The sequence below is a fragment of the Corallococcus sp. NCSPR001 genome, assembly GCF_017309135.1.
GTDB lineage: Bacteria > Myxococcota > Myxococcia > Myxococcales > Myxococcaceae > Corallococcus.
Genome location: NZ_JAFIMS010000001.1, coordinates 304,254 through 323,275 on the forward strand (window position 1 = coordinate 304,254; position 19,022 = coordinate 323,275).

14 protein-coding genes are annotated in these 19,022 nt (G+C 71.9%); 11 read left to right on the forward strand and 3 right to left on the reverse strand.

Features of this window, described 5'->3' with window-relative positions:
* Positions 1 to 175: 175 nt before the first annotated feature.
* Entirely contained in the window at positions 176 to 2,206 is a 2,031-nt protein-coding gene (locus JYJ93_RS01310) for an ATP-binding protein (RefSeq protein WP_269012934.1), read from the forward strand.
* Positions 2,207 to 2,213: 7 nt separating this feature from the next.
* Here the strand turns inward: JYJ93_RS01310 and JYJ93_RS01315 are convergent, their stop codons facing one another.
* Entirely contained in the window at positions 2,214 to 3,842 is a 1,629-nt protein-coding gene (locus JYJ93_RS01315) for a Sapep family Mn(2+)-dependent dipeptidase (RefSeq protein WP_206785955.1), read from the reverse strand.
* A gap of 112 nt (positions 3,843 to 3,954) precedes the next feature.
* On the opposite strand from JYJ93_RS01315, the gene msrA reads away from it, so the two are divergent.
* From msrA to JYJ93_RS01345, 6 genes are all read left to right on the forward strand, one after another.
* Positions 3,955 to 4,611, forward strand: a complete 657-nt coding sequence (gene msrA / locus JYJ93_RS01320; protein ID WP_206785956.1) for a peptide-methionine (S)-S-oxide reductase MsrA — start codon at positions 3,955 to 3,957, stop codon at positions 4,609 to 4,611.
* A 146-nt stretch (positions 4,612 to 4,757) separates the two neighbouring features.
* Positions 4,758 to 5,225 (forward strand): YbaK/EbsC family protein, encoded by a 468-nt coding sequence (locus JYJ93_RS01325; RefSeq protein ID WP_242543560.1) that lies wholly within the window; start codon positions 4,758 to 4,760, stop codon positions 5,223 to 5,225.
* Positions 5,222 to 6,745 (forward strand): argininosuccinate lyase, encoded by a 1,524-nt coding sequence (gene argH, locus JYJ93_RS01330; RefSeq protein ID WP_242543561.1) that lies wholly within the window; start codon positions 5,222 to 5,224, stop codon positions 6,743 to 6,745. Before JYJ93_RS01325 ends, argH begins: the two co-directional genes overlap by 4 nt.
* 48 nt (positions 6,746 to 6,793) lie before the next feature.
* The gene (locus JYJ93_RS01335) at positions 6,794 to 7,876 is read left to right on the forward strand and encodes a cysteine synthase family protein (protein ID WP_242543562.1); all 1,083 of its coding nucleotides are present in this window, start codon (positions 6,794 to 6,796) and stop codon (positions 7,874 to 7,876) included.
* Complete coding sequence (locus JYJ93_RS01340; protein ID WP_206785960.1) at positions 7,876 to 9,135, forward strand: ATP-grasp domain-containing protein; 1,260 nt, start codon at positions 7,876 to 7,878, stop codon at positions 9,133 to 9,135. The genes JYJ93_RS01335 and JYJ93_RS01340 overlap by 1 nt, the downstream gene beginning before the upstream one ends.
* A gap of 10 nt (positions 9,136 to 9,145) precedes the next feature.
* Positions 9,146 to 11,515 (forward strand): M20/M25/M40 family metallo-hydrolase, encoded by a 2,370-nt coding sequence (locus tag JYJ93_RS01345; protein WP_206785963.1) that lies wholly within the window; start codon positions 9,146 to 9,148, stop codon positions 11,513 to 11,515.
* A gap of 6 nt (positions 11,516 to 11,521) precedes the next feature.
* Here the strand turns inward: JYJ93_RS01345 and JYJ93_RS01350 are convergent, their stop codons facing one another.
* Positions 11,522 to 12,277: a thioesterase gene (locus JYJ93_RS01350; protein WP_206785965.1), complete on the reverse strand. Its 756-nt coding sequence runs from the start codon at positions 12,275 to 12,277 to the stop codon at positions 11,522 to 11,524.
* 46 nt (positions 12,278 to 12,323) lie between these two features.
* On the opposite strand from JYJ93_RS01350, the gene JYJ93_RS01355 reads away from it, so the two are divergent.
* From JYJ93_RS01355 to JYJ93_RS01370, 4 genes are all read left to right on the forward strand, one after another.
* Positions 12,324 to 13,181 carry a class I SAM-dependent methyltransferase gene (locus JYJ93_RS01355; RefSeq protein WP_206785968.1) on the forward strand — a complete coding sequence of 286 codons (858 nt, stop codon included), beginning with the start codon at positions 12,324 to 12,326 and terminating at the stop codon, positions 13,179 to 13,181.
* Between the two features lie 108 nt (positions 13,182 to 13,289).
* Positions 13,290 to 14,162, forward strand: coding sequence for an ABC transporter ATP-binding protein (locus JYJ93_RS01360; protein WP_269012933.1), 873 nt, complete (start codon positions 13,290 to 13,292; stop codon positions 14,160 to 14,162).
* Positions 14,155 to 15,252 carry an ABC transporter permease gene (locus JYJ93_RS01365; protein WP_269012932.1) on the forward strand — a complete coding sequence of 366 codons (1,098 nt, stop codon included), beginning with the start codon at positions 14,155 to 14,157 and terminating at the stop codon, positions 15,250 to 15,252. Before JYJ93_RS01360 ends, JYJ93_RS01365 begins: the two co-directional genes overlap by 8 nt.
* A gap of 12 nt (positions 15,253 to 15,264) precedes the next feature.
* Entirely contained in the window at positions 15,265 to 17,856 is a 2,592-nt protein-coding gene (locus JYJ93_RS01370) for a DUF5916 domain-containing protein (RefSeq protein WP_206785970.1), read from the forward strand.
* Between the two features lie 74 nt (positions 17,857 to 17,930).
* Here JYJ93_RS01370 and JYJ93_RS01375 read toward each other — a convergent pair whose 3' ends face one another.
* The gene (locus JYJ93_RS01375; RefSeq protein ID WP_206785972.1) at positions 17,931 to 19,004 is read right to left on the reverse strand and encodes a cupin-like domain-containing protein; all 1,074 of its coding nucleotides are present in this window, start codon (positions 19,002 to 19,004) and stop codon (positions 17,931 to 17,933) included.
* Positions 19,005 to 19,022: the final 18 nt, after the last annotated feature.

A 19,022-nucleotide genomic window follows, 5' to 3' on the forward strand; every position in this document is an offset into this window, starting at 1 on the left:
CGGTGCGTCGTCCCGAGCCCGGCCTGGAGCCAGCGGCCAAGGGCCCGTGCTGGACCTTCATCCGACGCGGAGGCGAGGCACGCCAGGAGCACCATGCGCAGACTTTTCGCGAGGGGTGGCACGACCGGGCGAAGGCCTGGGGAGATGGGCGATGCAGGAGCCGGATTCTCACTCCGTGGACGAGCATGCGCGCGGCGGCCCCCGCCTGTCCGCGGCGGAGTTCCTGCGCGCGAATCACGACGCGCTGCTGGCCGAATGGCAGCAGGCGGTGATGCGGGACCTGGGCGGGGAGGAGACCGTCCACCCCCCCTGGCTCATCGACCATCTGCCGGAGCTGCTCACCGCCCTGGCGGACGCGATGGATTCGGGGCCGGAGGCGCTGGATGAGCGCCTGGAGGCGGCGCACGCGGCGGCCCGCCTGGACGCGGGCTTCAACCTGGGCGAGGTGGCGCGGGAGTACGCGCTCTTGCGCCGCTGCATCCTCCACCGGCTGGAAGCGGGGGAGCAGCGGCTGCGCCCCGGAGACCTCACGCGGCTGGAGGAGATGCTCGACCGGGTGGTCACCCGGACGATGACGTTCTTCTGGGACATGAAGCAGCGCATCCTCCAGACGCTGGACCGCATGTCCGAGGCGACGCTGGACGACCCGGGCATGGAGACGCTCCTGGAGCGCCTGCTCACCCGGCTGATGGAGTCCGCGCTCACCGTGGACACGGCGGCGGTGATGCTGCTGGAGGACGACGCGCTGGTGGTGCGCGCCTCGGTGGGGCTGAGCACGGACGAGGTGAAGGGCCTTCGCGTGCCGGTGGGGCAGGGCGTGAGCGGGCAGGCGGCGCTGGAGCGGCGGCCCTTCTTCGTCCGCTCGGCCGCCACGGACCCTCGCGTCCACATCGGGCCGCTGCGCAGCGCGGGGCTGCGCGCGCTGTACGGCCTGCCGCTCATGGACGGTGAGCGGCTGTTGGGCATGGCGTACATGGGCTCGCGCACGGCCTTCGCCTTCTCCGACTCGGACGTGCTGCTCTTCCACGCCGTCGCGGAGCGGGCCTCCGCTTACATCGCCCAGACGGACCTGCACGCGCGCGAGCACGAGGCACGCCAGGAGGCCGAGCGGTCGCTGGCATTGCTGGACTCGCTGCTGGAGGCGGCGCCCGTGGGCATCGCGTTCCTGGATTCGGACCTGCGCTACCTGCGCATCAACGGCACGCTGGCGCGGCTCAACGGCAGGCCCGTGGAGGACCACCGGGGCCGCACGCTGCACGACATGGTCCGCACCCGCTCCGTGGTCTCCATCGAGCGCTCGCTGCGCCAGGTGCTGGAGACCGGGCAGCCCGTGCAGGACGTGCTCCTCGAGGGGCCGGATCCGGTGCGGGGCCGCGCGGGCGTCTGGCGCGCGGACTACTTCCCGGTGCGCACCCCGGACGGCGTGCTGCTGGGCGTGGGCTCCACGGTGGTGGACATCACCGACCACAAGCGCGCGGAAGGAGTGCTCCAGCAGGCCATCGACTTCCGCGAGGAGCTCATCGCCATCCTGGGCCACGACCTGCGCAACCCCCTGCACGCGGTGAACGCGTCGGCCTTCATGCTGGGGAAGGCGCCGGCGCTGGACACGACGGCGCGCCGCTCCGTGGACCGCATCCGCAAGGCCACGGCGCGGATGACGCGGATGATCAACGACATCCTCGACTTCGCGCGCAGCCGCCTGGGCGGGGGCATCCCGGTGACGCGCCAGCACGTGAACATGGAGGAACTGTGCCAGGGCATGCTGGAGGAGCTCCAGGTCGTCTATCCGGAGCGGCCCCTGGTGCTGGAGGTGCAGGGGGAGGACCTGTGGGGGGAGTGGGACCCGGACCGGGTGACGCAGGTGCTGGGCAACCTGGTGGTGAACGCGCTGCAACACGCGCGGAACGACTCGCCCGTCATCACCACGCTCACGGGCGAGGCCGTGGACGTGGTGATGCGGGTGCGCAACGAGGGTGACCCCATCCCGCCAGAACTGCTGCCGCACCTGTTCGACCCGTTCAAGCAGACGAACGTGTCGCATGCGGGCAGCAAGCACCGCAGCCTGGGGCTGGGGCTCTACATCGTGAACGAGATCGTCCAGGTGCACCGGGGCAGCGTCCGCGTGGAGACCGCCCCCGGGGACGGCACGACCTTCACCGTGCGCTGGCCCCGCGTCCCGCCGCCCCTGGGCTACCTGACGCCGTGAGCCGCCGTCACGGCGCGGCCTTCACCTCGGACGCGGGCGCGATGGCCAGCGTGTGCACGGCCTCCGCGAGCATGCGCGTGCTCAGGTCCAGCGTCTCCAGCGCGATGGATTCGTCCGGGGCGTGGCCGGTGTAGGGCTCGTTGGGGAACGCGGGCCCGAAGTCCACGGCGCGAGGGAAGAGCCGCGCGTAGGTGCCGCCGCGGATGGAGCCCGGCACCGCGTCCGGCGCCTTGCGCTGCCGCTGGTAGATGTCCATCAGCGTCTTCACCAGCGGGCCGGACGTGTCCGCCACGTGCGGGTCGCCCAGGTAGCGGCCGGCGCCCTCCTTCACCTGGCCACCGGAGTCCTCGCCCACGCGCTTCGCGGCGGCGTCCAGCGACGCGTTGAAGGCCGCCGCGTCCTGGCCCTGCGGCCGGCGCATGTTGACGCCCAGGGACACGGAGCCGTCCTTCACGCGCAGCACGGTGGGCGCCACCAGCAGCGGGCCCATCAGCGCGTCCTGGTACTTCAGGCCCAGCTTCTCGCCGTGGTGGTCGCCGTCGAAGCGCTTCGCCACCACGCGCAGCAGCGCCGCGATGCCGTTGTCCTCCAGCGCCAGGCGCGAGGCCACCGCGGACACATCCCAGAGCGCGTTGTGGCCCTCGTCCGCGGTGGACGAGTGCACCGCCACGCCGTGGGTGGTGAGCACCACCGCGTCGCCCTCGCGCTTCGCCTCCGCCTTCAGGTCCTTGCGCGCGGAGGACTCCCGCGCGATGGCGGCCTTCACGGCGGCGAGCACCGTCTCCGGCGTCTGCCCCTTCACGGGCTGAAGCTTCAGCGTGGCGGTGCCGGGCACCTGGGTGAGGAACTCGCCCGCGCTCACGTCCACGGCGCGCGCGACGGTGCCCTCCTTCGGCGTGGCGAGGGCAGCGCCCACGGGCGCCTCCAGCGTCCACGCGACGAAGCCGGACTGCGCGGCCATCACCGGGTAGCCGGAGTCCACGGAGATGACGTGCGTGGGCTTGGGCTGCGTGTCCGCGTAGTTCTTCATGCCGTTCCAGTCGCTCTCCTCACCGTTGCCGATGATGATCAGCACCTTGCCCTGGGGCTTGAGGCCCAGGTCCTTCGCCATGGCCAGCGCGACGAGCCCGGAGGCGATGGGGCCCTTGTCGTCCTCCACGCCCCGGCCGTACAGGCGGCCCTTCTCCACCACCGGCTTGAAGGGCGCGCGCTTCCACTCGTGCGCGGGCGCGGGGACGACGTCGCCGTGGAACACGAGCCCCAGCAGCGGCTCGCCCTCGCCCCAGGACAGCTCGAAGACGTCGTTGGCGCCCACGGTGCGGAAGCCGAAGCCGTGCTGCTTCGCCCACGCCTCCAGGGCGCGGCCCATGGCGGCCACCTCCGGGTTCTTCGCGGCGGGGGACTCGCTGCTCACCGTCTTGAAGCGGACGAGCGTCTGCGTGAGGGCCACCACGTCATCCAGTGCACAGGCCTGGACGTAGGCGGCGTAACGCTCCGCGGCGGAGCTGCCCTTCAGGGCGGTGTCGGAGAAGCGGGCGGCGCGGGCGGCGGGCTTGCCGGCGCAGCGGGGGTCCTTGGCGGCGAGGGCGGCGGTGGGGGCCAGGAGACAGAGGGCGGCGAGGAGGCGGGTGCGCATGGGAGGCCTGGGAAACCGTCGGGAGGACGGGGCATTCCTGGTGGGACGGCGGGCGGGCGGGTGGGCGTGCGCCGGGCGTGAAAACGGGAGGGCCCGGGGCTAAAGCTAGAGCATGTTCTTCACGTCCCCGAAGAAGTTGAGGCTCCCCACTCCGCAGGAGGCGCTGCCGGGCCGCCCGCAGGAGATGCCGGTTCCGCAGAAGCACACCGTGCTGGGCACCCCGCTGAAGGGGCCCGTGCCGGAGGGCTTTGAAACAGCCGTCTTCGGCATGGGCTGCTTCTGGGGCGTCGAGCGCAAGTTCTGGCAGGTGCCCGGCGTGTACTCCACCGCGGTGGGCTACGCGGGCGGGCTGACGCCGAACCCCACGTACGAAGAGGTCTGCTCCGGGCTCACCGGCCACAACGAGGTCGTGCGCGTGGTGTTCGACCCGGCGAAGGTCACGTACGCGCAGCTCTTGAAGGTGTTCTGGGAGAACCACGACCCGACACAGGGCATGCGTCAGGGCAACGACGCGGGCACGCAGTACCGCTCCGGCATCTACTTCGCGAACGACGCGCAGAAGCGCGCCGCGGAGGAGACGCGGCAGGCTTATCAAGCCGCGCTCAACGCCAAGGGCCTGGGCGACATCACCACGGAGGTCCTGCCCGCTCCGGCCTTCTATTACGCCGAGGATTACCACCAGCAGTACCTGCAGAAGAACCCGGGGGGTTATTGCGGCGTGGGTGGCACCGGCGTGAGCTGCCCGATTGGCATTGGCGTGAGCGCCTGACGCTCGCGCGCACGACGTGAAACACGCGCGCGGAGCGGATCCACCGTCACGGGTTCCGCTCCGCGGGCGCTCTGTACGAGAGAGGGGAAATCTCTAAAATCGCGTTCGTCATGCACACGACGGATGCGCCTTCCCGACGAGAGTTCTTGGAGCAGTTCCTGCGTGATTCGCAGGTCTCCGCGACACTGATCAACCCCGGCGCGGACATGCCCACGGTGCCGCTCGCGGCGGCGGCGCTGGGCGTGACACCCGCGCAGATCGTCAAGACCATCGTCTTCGAGGGGAAGAAGGACGCGTCCCGCGCGTGTCTGGCCATCGCGCCCGGCGACATCCGCATCGCCACCGCGAAGGTGGCCGCCGCGCTCCAGCTCACGCAAATCAAGCTGGCCAGCGCGCAGACGGTGTTGCGGCTGACAGGCTACGCGGTGGGCGGCGTCCCTCCGGTGGGGCACGCGACGCCGCTGCCCGTGGTCATCGACTCGCGCGTGCTCCCGTACGACCTCGTCTTCGGCGGTGGCGGGGATGATCAGCACATGCTGCGCATCTCGCCGCGGGACATCCAGCGGCTCACCGGCGCGGTGGTGGCGGACATCGCCGCGGAGGACGCGCGATGAGCGCCCAGACGCTGGGCCGTGTTTCCCTGCCGCCCCACCCCGTCCTCTTCCGGCTGTTCTACGAGCCGGGCTTCGCGGACGACCAGCGCACGGTGCTGCCGCACCTGCTGCGCATCGACGCGGCGCACCTGGTGATGCTCGCGCACCGGGGCATCCTCCCGTCGGAGACCGTGGCGCGCCTGCTGTCCGTCAACCGAGACCTGCGGCTGCGCTCGGACGCGGGGGAGTTGGTGTTCGAGACGCCCGCGTCGCACCGCGGCCTCTACCTCACGTACGAGAACGAATACATCCACCGGCTGGGAGGCGAGGTCGGCGGCTCCGCGCACGTGGCCCGCAGCCGCAACGACATCAACGCCACCGTGACGCGGATGCGGCTGCGCACGGAGCTCCTGAGCGTGCTCGCCAGCTGCGAGTCCCTGTCGCGCACGATGCGCACGCAGGCGTACGCGCACGCGGGCACGGTGATGAGCTCCTTCACCCACCAGCAGCCCGCGCAGCCCTCCACGTTCGGCCACTACCTGACGGCGGTGCTGTCGGAGTTCGTCCGGGGCACCGCGTGGCTCGCGGGCAGCTACGCGACGGTCAACCGCAGCCCCATGGGCGCCGCGGCCGGCGGTGGCACGTCGTTCCCCATCGACCCGCACGAGGTCGCGCGGCTGCTGGGCTTCTCCGCGCCGGTGCTCAACTCGGCGGACGCCGTCGGTTCGCGGGACTTCGTCATCCAGGTGCTCGGGCCGCTGGCGCTCCTGGGCACCACGCTCACGCGGCTGGCCAATGACCTGCAGGCCTGGGCCAGCATGGCCTACGGCTTCCTCGACTGGCCGGATGACCTGGTGAGCACCAGCTCCATCATGCCGCAGAAGCGCAACGCCTTCGTCCTGGAGCACATCCGGGGGCAGGCGGTGCACCCCACCGGCGCGCTGATGAACGCCTTGATGGGCCTGAAGAACACGCCCTTCACCAACAGCGTGGAGGTCAGCGGTGAAGTCTCCGCGCACCTGTGGCCCGCGCTCCGGGGCACCAGCAAGGCACTCCAGCTCATGGACCTGCTCCTCCAGCACGTGCGCGTCCGCCCGGACGCGATGCGCGCCTTCCTGGTCCACGCGGACACGACGATGACCGCCGTCGCGGACCACCTGGTCGCGCGGCACGGGCTCGCGTTCCGCACGGCGCACGACGTGGTGGCCCGGCTCGTGGCGCGCAAGACGGGCGACACGCCCCTCACCGCCGCGGAGGCCCGGCGCGAGTTGGAGGCGCTGCTGCTCGAGGTCACCTCGCGCGCCTTCACGCTCGACGAGGCGGAGCTGGCGCGCGCGCTGGAGCCCGCCACCTGCGTGGAGGCCGCCGCCCATGGTGGAGGCCCCGCGCCCGACTCCGTCCGGCTCCAGCTCGCCGCGCTGGAGGACCCGGGCCTCACCGCATCCCTCCATGGCTGGCGCGCCAAACAGGAAGACGCGCGCAGCCAGTTGGAGAGCGCCGTCGCCGCGATCCTCACCGCCTCCGGATTCCCGACCCCCTAACCCGCCCGTCCTCCCGCCATGCTCAAGGTCTCGTCCGTTCTGGAGTTGATGAAGAACACCCCCCTGGTCTCGCTGCGGGGCCGCGCCGTGAACCGGCCGCGCGCGACGCTGTGGGGCAAGCTGGAGCTGTCCATGCCCGGGCAGATGAAGGACCGGGTCGCGCTCAAGATGGTGACCGACGCGGAGGCCCGGGGCGACCTGCGGCCCGGCGGCACCATCGTCGAAAGCTCCTCCGGCACCATGGCGGAGGGCCTGGCCCGCGTGGGCACCCTCAAGGGCTACCGGGTCATCATCATCACCGACCCGCGCATCGACGTGAGCACCGCCGCCAAGCTGCGGGCGCTCGGCGCTGAAGTCCTGGTGGTGGACGCCTACCACCCCACCGGCGGCTGGCAGCAGTCGCGGCTGGAGCGCCTGCGGGACGTGCTGCGCGAAGTGCCCGGCGCCTTCTGGCCGCGCCAGTACGACAGCCCCAGCAACCCCGGCGCGTACAGCAGCGCCATGGCCCAGGAGCTGACCGAGGCGCTGGGCGGCAACATCGCCGCGCTGGTGGCCAGCGTGGGCAGCGGCGGCTCCTTGAGCGGAACGGCCGCCGCGCTCAAGCAGCGCCTGCCGCACGTGCGCGTGGTGGCCGTGGACGCGGTGGGCTCCGTGCAGTTCCACCAGCCCAACCGCCCCCGGCTCCAGAGCGGCCACGGCAACAGCATCATCGCGGGCAACATCAACTACCGCGTCATCGACGAGGCCCACTGGCTGTCCGACGGCGAGGTGTTCCAGGGCTGCCGCGAGCTGGCCCGGCGCGAGGGCATCTTCGCGGGCGGCTCGTCCGGCGCGGTCTACATCGTGGGCTCGTGGCTGGCGGAGCAGTTCGGCCCGGACGCGCACGTCGTGGGCATCTTCCCGGACAAGGGCGACCGCTACGGGGAGACCATCTACTCGGACGACTACCTGGCGAAGCACGGCATCGCCGGCCCGGAGCACGCCGCCTCGGCGTCACCGCGGGCCATCCGCTACGGCGTGGACGTGGCCGAGCGCTGGAGCCACGCGCCGCTGCCCCACGACGGCGGCGTCCCGTACCACGCGCCGGACATCACTCTCAGCGGCGACCTCACCCGGGAGCTGGGGCTGTGATGCGCGCGCACTTCGCCTTCATCGAGAGCAACACCACGGGCACCGGCAAGCTCGCCGTGGAGCGGCTGGTGGCGCAGGGCCAGCAGGTCACCTTCATCACCCGTCAGCCCGGCAAGTACCCCTTCCTCGCGAAGCTCGCGGGCAGCCCGGGCCTCCAGGTGCTGGAGGCGGACACGAACGACAAGGAGGCGACGGACGCCTGCGTGCGGGCCCTGACGGCGCGCACGCGCGTGGACGCGCTCCTCACCTTCTCCACGTTCTACGTGCCGCTGGTGGCCCAGCTGGCCGCGCGGTACGGCTTCCGCTACCTGAACCCGGACGCGGCCCGCATCTGCCATGAGAAGCACGAGGCCCGGAGGGTACTGCGCGACGCGGGCCTGCCCACGCCGGACTTCTGGTGGGTCACCTCCGAGGCCCAGGCGCTCCAGGTGAGCCGCGAGGCCACCTATCCCTGCGTGGTGAAGCCCACCGCGGAGAGCGGCAGCACCGGCGTGCGGCGCGTGGACACGCCGGAGGCGTTGCTCGCGCACTACCGGTCGCTCGCGTCGCGCCGGGTGAACGAGCGCGGCCAGGCGCTGGCCGGCGAGGTGCTGGTGGAGGGCTTCCTCACCGGGCCCGAGTTCAGCGTGGAGACGGTGACGCTCGCCCGGGGTGACACGCGCGTCATCGGCGTGACGCGCAAGCACCTGTCCGCGCCGCCCCACTTCGTGGAGATGGGCCACGACTTCCCGGCCCCCATCGCCGACAGCGAGCGCCAGGCGCTGGAGCGCGCCGTGGTGGCCGCGCTGGACGCGGTGGGCTTCGACCTGGGCCCCGCGCACACGGAGATCCGCCTCTGCGCCCAGGGCCCGGTGGTCATCGAAATCAACCCGCGGCTCGCGGGCGGGATGATTCCGGAGCTGGTGCGCCACGCGACCGGCATCGACCTGCTGACGGTGCTGCTGGAGCAACTGCTCGGGCGGCCCGTGGATTTGACGCCCCGTCAGGAGGCCACGGCCTCCATCCGCTTCCTCACCGCGTCCAGCGCGGGGCGGCTCACGGCGGTGCACGGCGTGGAGGAAGCGCGCCAGGAGGACGGCGTGCGCGAGGTGTCCGTGGACAAGGCGCCGGGCGTCAGCGTGCGTCCGCCGGAGAGCTCCGGAGACCGGCTGGGCCACGTCATCGCGAGCGGCGAGGACCGCGCCCACGTGGAGCGCGCGGTGACGCGGGCGCTGGAGCGGATCCGCTTCGACGTGGTGGCCCCGGAAGTAGCGGCGTGAGGCTCCGCGCATGAGCTCCCGCCTCGCCAGCCTCGCGGCCGTGGTGCTCATCGCGCTCACCGCCGCCCTCGCGCTGCACTTCGCCTCCGCGCCCACGGCGCTGCCCGCGACAGCGCCCCCGGAGGTGTTCTCCGCGGGGCGTGCGCGCGAGCACCTGGCGCGCATCGCGGCCCGTCCGCACCCCGTGGGCTCACAGGCCCACCGCGAGGTGCGCGAGTACCTGGTGGACACCGTGCGCGGCCTGGGCGTCACGCCGGAGGTGCAGGCCACGGCCGCCATCCACCCGCACATGGAGGAGCACTCCATCCCGGGCGCCACCGTCCACAACGTGCTCGCCCACGTGAAGGGCCAGGACAGCCGCGGCGTCATCGCCATCGTCGCGCACTACGACTCGGTGCCCACTTCGCCTGGGGCCTCGGATGACGGGGCCGGCGTGGCGGCGATGCTGGAGACGCTGCGCGCGCTGCGCACGGGCCCGCCGCTGCGCAACGACGTCCTCTTCGTCTTCACGGACGCGGAGGAGACGGGGCTCGTGGGGGCGCGGGCGTTCGCGTTCCATCACCCGCTGGCGGAGCAGGTCTCCGTGGTCCTCAACTTCGAGGCCCGGGGCTCGCATGGGCCCTCGCTGATGTTCCAGCCGGGCCCCGGCAACCGCTGGCTCATCCAGCACCTGGCGCGCTCGGGGGCGCCCGCCCAGGCCAGCTCGCTCTTCGACGAGGTGTACCGGCGGTTGCAGAACGACACGGACTTCACGGTCTTCCTCCAGCGAGGGAAGACAGGGCTCAACTTCGGCTTCCTCGACGGGTTCATGCGCTACCACGCGCGCACGGACGACCTCGCCCACTTCGGCCTGGACAGCCTCCAGCACCACGGAGAGGTGATGCTCGCGCTCGCGCGGCACCTGGGCGACGACGCGCTGGAGCCCGCGCCGCCGGAGGACGCCGTCTACTTCAACGCCGGGCCCATCCTCGTGCACCACCCGGCCACCTGGGCCGTGCCCATCGCGTTGCTGGCGCTGCTCGCGGTGGCGGCGGCGATGGTCCAGGGACTGCGGCGGGGCCGGCTGCGCGCGTCCGGACTGGCATGGGGCGCGGGCACATTGCTCGCGGCGACAGTGGCGAGCGCGGTGGCGGTCCAGGCCGCGTGGTGGCTGGTGGTGCGCATCGACGGGGGCCTGGGCGTGCTGCCGCAGGGCGACGCCTATCACGGCACCTTCTTCATCGCGGGGCTGCTGGCGCTCACGCTGTCGGCAGTGATCGGCGTTCAGGCGCTCTTCCAGCGCAGGGCGCACGCGGAAGAGCTGGTGGCGGGGGCCGGCGTCCAGGCGCGATTCCCGCACAAGGCGCTCGCGGAGGAACTGGTGGCGGGGGCGCTCGCGGTGTGGGCCGTGCTGGGCGTGCTAAGTGCGTTCGCGGCGCCGGGCCTCAGCTACCTGTTCGCGGTGCCTGCCCTCGTGGGCGCGTTGGCGCTCGGGGGACGGCTTCGCGGGTCGGCGGAGCAGCCCTCCGCGCGAGGCCGGCTGCTGCTGGCCGTGAGCGCCATCCCGGCCCTGCTGCTGTGGGTGCCGCAGGTGCTCAACCTCTATGTCGCGCTGACGCTCGCCATGGCAGCGGTGGCCACGCTGGCGGTGGCGCCGTTCTTCGCGTTCCTGTGGCCGCAGGTCTTCGCGCCGATTACGCGCCCTGGCCGGACGGTGGCGCTGCCCGTGCTCGCGCTGGCGTGCGTGCTCCTGGGCGTGGGCGTGGTCCGGGAGCGCTTCGACGCGAGCGACCCGCGCCCCAGCAGCATCGCCTATGCCGTGGATGCCAGCCTCGGCGAGGCGTACTGGCTCTCCAGCGACTTCGAGGTGGACGCGTGGGCCTCGCGCTTCGTGAGCGCGGAGGCTCCGGCGCGCCGCCTGGACAGCTACCTGCCCCGCTTCTGGCGCGACGTGCGCGTGACGCCCGCGCCCCACCGTCCCCTCCCCGCCCCCAGCGTGCGCGTGACGCAGGATGAGACGCGGGACGGACTGCGGCGGCTGTTGCTCCACGTGGAGTCCGTGGAGCACGCGCCCCTGCTCCAGGTCCGGTTCGGCGCGGGCACGCCGCTGCGGACCCTGACCATCGCCGGCCAACCCGTGGACGCGAGCGCCGTGGCCCGGATGCGCGACGCGCCGGGCGGCGGTCTAGTGGAGTACTGGGACGTGCCTCCAGGAGGCCTGCCACTGGAGCTCACCGTGCCCGAAGGCACGCGAGTCCAACTCCGAGCGACCGCCGTGCGCTACGACCTGGACCAGGCCCCCGGCGCGCCCGCGTCACAACGCCCGGAGGACACCATGCCGGTGCCCTTCGGCTTCGCGGTCACGGACGAGACGCTGGTGAGCGTGACCGGCGAATACTGACGCGCCTCAGAGTCCCGGCACCAACCCGCGCAGCTTCCGCCACATCACCTGGATGACGGCGGGATGGCTCGCGCGGATGAAGAGGTGTCCCCCGGGCAGCATGTGCTGGGAGAACGCGCCGCGCGTCCGCTCGCGCCACGCGGCCAGCTCCTCCCGGGAGACCGCCGCGTCATCCAGCCCTCCGAACGCGGAGAGGGGAACGTCCACCGGCTCACCGGGCCCCGGCGCCGCGCTCTCCGCCAGTTGCAGGTCCGCGCGCAACAGGGGCCCCCATGTCTCCATCAGCCCCGCGTCCGGCAGCCCGTCGAAGGCCCCCGCGCCCAACTGACGCACCACCTGGACGAACTCCGGCTCCGGCAGCGCGTGCAGCAGCGGGCCCGTGCGCGGCAGGCCGGGCGCGGGCGCGCCGGACACGAAGAGGTGCAGCGGCATGGGTCCGCCTCGCTGGCGCAGGCGCCGCGTCCACTCGAAGGCCACCAGCGCCCCCAGGCTGTGCCCGAAGAAGGCGAACGGCCGGTCCTCCAGCCAGGGCGACAGCGCCGCGTCCATGTCCTCCAGCAGCGCGGGCAGCGACGTGAAGGGCGGCTCCGACAGGCGCTCCTCGCGTCCCGGCGGCTGCACCGCGGCCAGCTCCATGCCCTCCGGCAGCACGCTGGCCCAGGGGCGGAACACGGACGCGCCACCGCCCGCGAACGGGAAGCAGAACAGGCGCACGCGAGTGCCAGCGCGAGCCTTGTGCAGCGGCAACCAGGAGGAAGTCACTCCTCCCTTCTACCCTTCCCCCCTGCACCCCTGGAATCATGGCCCCATGGCTCCCTCCAAAGAACTGCATGAAGCCAACCGGCGCTCGTGGAACGAGGCCACCCCGGCCCACAACAGCCACAAGGGCGACCAGGCCCGCGTGCTGCGCGAAGGCCACTCCACCCTCTTCCCCGAGGAGCAGGAGCTCGTCGGCGACGTGCGCGGCCGGTCGCTGGTGCACCTGCTGTGCAACAGCGGGCAGGACACGCTGAGCTTCGCCGCCAAGGGCGCGCGGGTGACGGGCGTGGACATCAGCGACGAGGCCATCGCGTTCGCGCGCTCGCTCTCCGAGGCGTCCGGCCTCCCGGGCACCTTCGTGCGGCAGGACGTCTACGACTGGCTCGCCGCCACCGCCGCGGAGGGCACGCGCTACGACGTCGCCTTCTCCTCCTATGGCGCGATGTGCTGGCTGTCCGACCTGGGCGCGTGGGCCCGGGGACTCGCGGGCGTGCTCGCGCCGGGAGGCCGCTTCGTCGTCGTCGATTTCCATCCGCTGGCGCTCACGCTCGACGAGCAGTGGAGGCTCCACTACCCCTATGGTGGTGGCGTGCACGTGGAGACCTCGGGCGTGACGGACTACGTCGCGCAGGCGCAGGACGCGCTCGTGCCCTGGGGCTTCCATGAGGGCGTGAAGGACTTCCGCAACCCGCACCCGGACCACACGTTCCAGTGGGGCCTCGGGGAGATCATCACCGCCCTCCTGTCCGCGGGCCTGCGCCTGGAAGCCCTCCGCGAGTACCCCTACGCGAACGGCGCGCGCCTCTTCCCGCGCATGCGCGAAACCGAGGGCCGCCGCATGTGGCCACCCGAGGAGTTGCCCTCTGTCCCGCTGATGTTCGGACTCGTGGTGTGCAAGCCGGCTTGAGCCCCGCGCCTACCCCGCGCCTCCTTGTTCGCATCCGGGAATTTGTCTATTTCCGGACAGGTGGGGATTTCCATCCGTGTGCGGGGACTGCACAAAGAGTTCGGTGATGTGGCTGCCGTCCGGGGGCTCGACCTGGAGGTCCGCACTGGCGAGTGCTTCGGACTCCTGGGCCCCAACGGCGCCGGCAAGACGACGACGCTGGAGATCCTCGAGGGACTCCAGACGGCCACCCGCGGCGAGGTGGAGGTGCTGGGACGCACCTGGGAGAAGGCCGGGAACGCGCTGCGCCAGCGCATCGGCGTGGTGCTCCAGGAGAACCTCCTCTCGGACAAGCTGACCGTGCGCGAGACGCTGGAGCTCTTCCGGTCCTTCTATTCGCAGGGGCCGGACACGGAGGAGCTGCTGGCGCTGCTCCAGCTCACGGACAAGGCAGGCACCTGGGTGGTGCGGCTGTCCGGCGGCCAGCGGCAGCGGCTGTCCATCGCGTGCAGCCTGGCGGGAGACCCGGAGCTCATCTTCATGGATGAGCCCACCACGGGCCTGGATCCGCAGTCGCGCCGGGCGCTCTGGCAGCTCATCTCCGCCTTCCGCGCGCGCGGGCGCACCGTGGTCTTCACCACGCACTACATGGACGAGGCGGAGCAGCTCTGCGACCGCGTGGCGGTGGTGGACAAGGGCCGGGTCATCGCGGTGGGCACGCCCGCGGAGCTGGTCGCGTCGCTGGGCGGAGAGCACGTGGTGGAGCTCACCACGCAGCCCGCGCTGGGGCCGCCGGACTTCGAAGCCGTGGCCGGCGTGACGGCCGCGCGCACCACGCTCACGGGCCGCCTGGCGCTGTCGGTGTCGCGGCCCCACCTGGCGCTGCCCTCCATCCTGGCGCGCATCGCGGAGCGTGGCGCGGAGCTGTCCGGGCTGACCACGCGCAACGCCACGCTGGAGGACGTCTTCGTGTCCCTGACGGGGAGGAACCTGCGTGACTGAGCCCACCCTGGACGCGTTCGCTGGCGCGCAGGCATCGCGGGGACGGCGCATGCCGCCCCTGGCGCGCCTGACGCTCACCCGGCTGCGGGAGTTCATCCGCGAGCCGGGCACCCTCTTCTGGACGTTCGTCTTCCCCATCCTCCTCACGGTGGCGCTGGGCAGCGCGTTCAACCACGGCGCGACGCCGCGCACGCGCGTGGCGGTGGTGGACGGGCCCGGCGCCGAGCGCGTCGCCGCGGCCCTGGCCGCCCACCCGGCCCTCACGCCCGTGCGCGTCCCGTCCACCGAGGCGTACGCGGGCGTGCGGGCCGGCCGGTTCGCGCTGCAGGTGACGCCTCCGGAGCAGGCCGGGGGCGCGCTGGCCTACCGCTTCGATCCCACCCGTCCCGAGTCCCCCGCCACGCGCACCCTGGTGGACGACGTGCTCCAGCGCGACGCCGGCCGCGCCGACGCGCGCCCCGTGAAGGACGACGTGGTGAGCGCGCCCGGCACGCGCTACGTGGACTGGCTGGTGCCCGGCCTCATCGGCATGAACGTGATGGCCGGCAGCATGTGGGGCATCACGTTCGTCATCGTCCTGGCCCGGCAGCGCCGGCTGCTCAAGCGCTTCGCGGCCACGCCCATGCGCCGCCCGGAGTACCTGCTGTCCTTCGCGCTGGCGCGAGTGGTCTTCGTGCTGTGCGTGGACCTGCCGCTCCTACTGGGCTTCGCGCGCCTGACGTTCGGCATGCCCATCCACGGCTCGCTCGCGGCGGTGGCGGCGGTGGCCCTGGCGGGGACGTTCGCCTTCAGCGGGCTGGCGTTCCTGTGCGCGTCACGCGCGCGCACCAGCGAGACGGCCGTGGGCCTCATCAACGTGGTGATGGTGCCCATGATGGGGCTGGCGGGCATCTTCTTCGCCTCCAGCCACTTCCCGGACGCGGTCCAGCCGCTCATCCGGGCACTGCCCCTGAGCGCGATGAACGCCTGCATGCGCGCTGTCATCAACGAAGGCGCGTCGCTGTCCGCGCTGCTGCCGGACCTGGCCATCCTGGGCACGTGGGGCTCCGCGTGCTTCGCCCTGGCCGTGCGCCTGTTCCGCTGGACCTGAGCCCCCCTCACCATGTCTTCCGCTCCCCGTCCGCGTTCCACGGGGCCCCTGCTCATGGGGCTCCTCACCGTGCTCTGGGCCGCCTCTCCGCGCGCCGAAGGGCCTCCCGCGTCCAGCGCCATCCAGGCCCGGCGCACGCTCAAGCCCATCCAGCTGGACGGCCGGCTGGACGAGGCGGAGTGGGCCCAGGCGCCGCTGTACGACCGCTTCGTGCAGACCTTCCCGAAGAACGGCGCGGCGCCCAGCGAGCGCACCGACCTGCGCGTCCTCTACGACGACGACAACCTCTACGTCGGCATCCTGGCGCGCGACTCTCAGCCCCAGCTGATCAACCGCCAGCTGGGGCGCCGGGACCGGCCTCCGGAGTCGGACTCCGTCACGGTGATGGTGGACAGCGCGCACGACCACCGCACCGCGTACGCGTTCACGGTGAACGCGGGCGGCATCCTCCGCGACGTCCTCTACTTCGAGGACATCAAGTACACCGAGGACTGGGACGCCGTCTGGGACGGCGCCGCGGCGGACCTGCCGGACGGGTGGAGCGCGGAGCTGGTCATCCCCCTGCACCTGCTGCGCTTCCCGGAGGCGCCCACGCACACCTTCGGGCTCGCGGTGCGCCGGCAGCTGGCCCGCACGCGCGAGGTCATCGACTCCACCCTGCTGCCTCGCAACGACAACGCCTTCGTGTCCCGCTTCGGGCACCTGGAGGGCCTGGAGCGCATCCCGTCCCGCACCGGCGTGCAGCTGACGCCCTACGTGGCCGCGCGCTTCGGCATGAGCCCCCGCTCCGCGGACCCGGCGCGGCCCACGCCCCGGCTGGGCTCCCCGTCCGCGGACGTGGGCGTGGACCTGCGCGCGGCGCTCACCAGCGACCTGACGCTCACCGCCACGGTGAACCCGGACTTCGGCCAGGTGGAGGCGGATCAGCTCATCCTCAACCTCAGCACCTTCGAGCAGTTCTTCCCGGAGAAGCGCCCCTTCTTCCTCCAGGGCATGGACGTCTTCCAGCCGGTGGGCGAGTCCTCGCAGACGCTCTTCTACACGCGGCGCATCGGCCTGGAGACGCCCATCCTGGCGGCGGTGAAGCTGACCGGAAACCTCACCGACACGCTCCAGGTGGGCCTGCTGGACGCGGTGGTGATGGGCCCCTCCGCGCCCCGGACGGGACCCGTGGGCGAGGACGACGAGGCGCCGCCGGACCGGCGCATCCGCTTCCACCCGTCCCGGCCGCTGCACCTGGGCCCCAACAACGCGCTGCCCGCGCAGGCGGGCCCGGCGCAGAACTTCCTCACCGTCGTGCTGCGGCAGCAGCCCGTCACCGGCGTGTCCGTGGGCGGCACCGTCGCGGCGGCGACGCCCCTGTCGGACCTGTGCTCGGGCGTCCTGCCCCAGGACCCCGCCGAGCGCGACGCGTGCCGGGTGGCCGGAGGGAACGCGGCGGCGCTGGACTGGGACGTGCGCAGCACGGACGGCGCCTGGGGCGTGCGCGGCCAGCTCACCGGCTCGCGCGTGGCGGGAGGTCCGGAGGCGGGGCGTGCCTTGCGCGACGGCACGCTCCTGCGCCCGGGCGACCTGGGCCTGGGCGCGTACGTGAGCGGCGGCAAGCAGGGCGGTGAGCCCTTCCGCTTCGACGTGGGCTACGAGTACCTGTCGCCGCGCCTGGAGCTGAGCACCACGGGCTACCAGCCGACCCAGAACCTCCAGGAGGCCTCCGGCCGGGTGTCCTTCGTGCGGCCCACCGGCTTCGGGCCGCTGCTGGACTTCTCCTCCTCCGTGCAGGGCATCACCCGTTGGACGACGGACGGGCGCGGCATCCGCCTCAGCCACAAGCTCACGGTGGGCGCGCTGGCCACGCTGCCCGGCTTCCACGCCGTGGAGTGCGAGCTGGGCCAGCTCACCGGGCGCAGCGACATCCGCGAGATTCCCCTCACCGGCATCCCCTACGAGCGCCCGCCGTACCGGTACGTGGCGTGCGCGGGCTCCACGGACAAGAACCGCGCCCTCTCCTTCCAGTTGGACGGCTACGTGGGCCGCATCTCCGCCCCGGCGCCCCTGCCCTCCAAGACGGGCGGCGGCGGCGCGGTGACCATGACGTGGCGCCCCACGCCGCGCCTGGAGACGCAGCTGACCAGCGAGCTGCTGACCAACCTGGACGGTCCCCGCTACGTGGGGGACGAGGACGGCCGGCTCGTGTTCGGCCAGCTGCACCCGCGCGCCCTGTCCTTCACGCTGCGGCAGTTGCTGGTGCTCACCCCGCGGCTCACGCTCCAGGCGTACGCGCAGTTCTTCTCCGCGTACGGCCGCTACGGCCCCTTCTTCGAAGGCACCCCGGACGCGAACGGCCGGCTGCCCCTGGCGCGGCTGACGCCCACCACCACCGCGCTGGACCCGGACTTCCACGAGTCCGCGCTCAACCTCAACGCCGTGCTGCGTTGGGAGTACCGGCTGGGTTCCACGCTGTACTTCGTCTACTCACGCGCCCAGACGGAGCTGCCCACCACGCCGGGCACCGCCCAGGTGACCCGCCTGGCGCCCAATCAGTTGCTGGACGGCGCCACCACGGACACCTGGCTGCTCAAGTGGTCCCACCAGTGGGGGCTTTGAGACGTCTCAGGTGCGGCGCCCGCCACAACCCCTCCGATGCAAGGGATTGGGCGGGCGCCAGCCCACGGGCAAACTCAGACAGTAGGCCGTTCGTCTGAATACAGAGAACCCGCCAGCACATCCATGTTCCGGATGGCGCCGCGAATCTCTTCCAGGAAGGGACGGCTCAGGTCGCCCTTCAGGCCATCCGTACAGTAGCTGGCGTAGATCTCATTGATTGCCTTCTGGAGGTGGTTCGCCTTCTCCATGGGGTTGTCCATGGGCTTGCGGAACTCCGCCTCCAGCCGCGCGAAGGCCTGGCGGCCCTGCTCGTCCACGCCGCGCTCGTTGGCCAGCTTCCAGGCGATGTGCTGGAGCCGGTAGTCGGTGTGGAAGTTCTCCGCCAGGAAGCGCAGGTACTTGTTGCGGCGGAAGCGCATGGTCAGCGCCATGCTGGTGTCCATGTACTCGAAGTAGTGCCACATCAGCGCGGGCATGAAGAGCGTCTCGCCGGTGCGCACCACCGCCTGATAACCCCCGACGTAGCGGACAAAGTTGTCATTTTCCTCCTGGCTGAGTCCTTCCGGGCTGAGCGCACTGTTGTTACGCATGGGCAGGATCTTCCGCGACGACGTGGGCGGGACCAGCACCACGCGTTTCTCCCCCCAGAGCTGGTACTGGAAGATGTTCTTGTAGTCCGCGTCGAAGTGCATGTGGGTGAAGTTGCCCGTGTTCCCCAACCACAGCATCGACGTGTACTCGTCGGGCTCTCCCGGGTCCGGATGGCAGTACTCGGGGATGGTGTATCCCGCCTCCACCTTCTGGATCATCGACCGGGGGACCTCCGCGCAGACCAGCCGGCTGTCAGGGTCCTTTGCCACCATCTCCAGATAGCCGTTCACCGTGCTCTGGTTCTTCCCGATGTCCTCGAAGGTGAAGTCCTTGGAGATGAGCATCGACAGCATGCGGGTGAAGTATTCCTCGTGGCCCTCCTGCACCACGACGGGCATGTCCCCCAGTTCCCTGCGGGCGATGTCCAGGCTGGACAGCCGGCTGATGGGCTGCCCGTCGAACAGGTTCGTGATGATGACGGGCTTCTGCTTCCGCACGTACTCGTCGAGGAAGACTTCGCGAGTAGGGGCCTTGATGCGCTCGATGTTCTCGTACATCCGCTCTCCTAGAGGGAC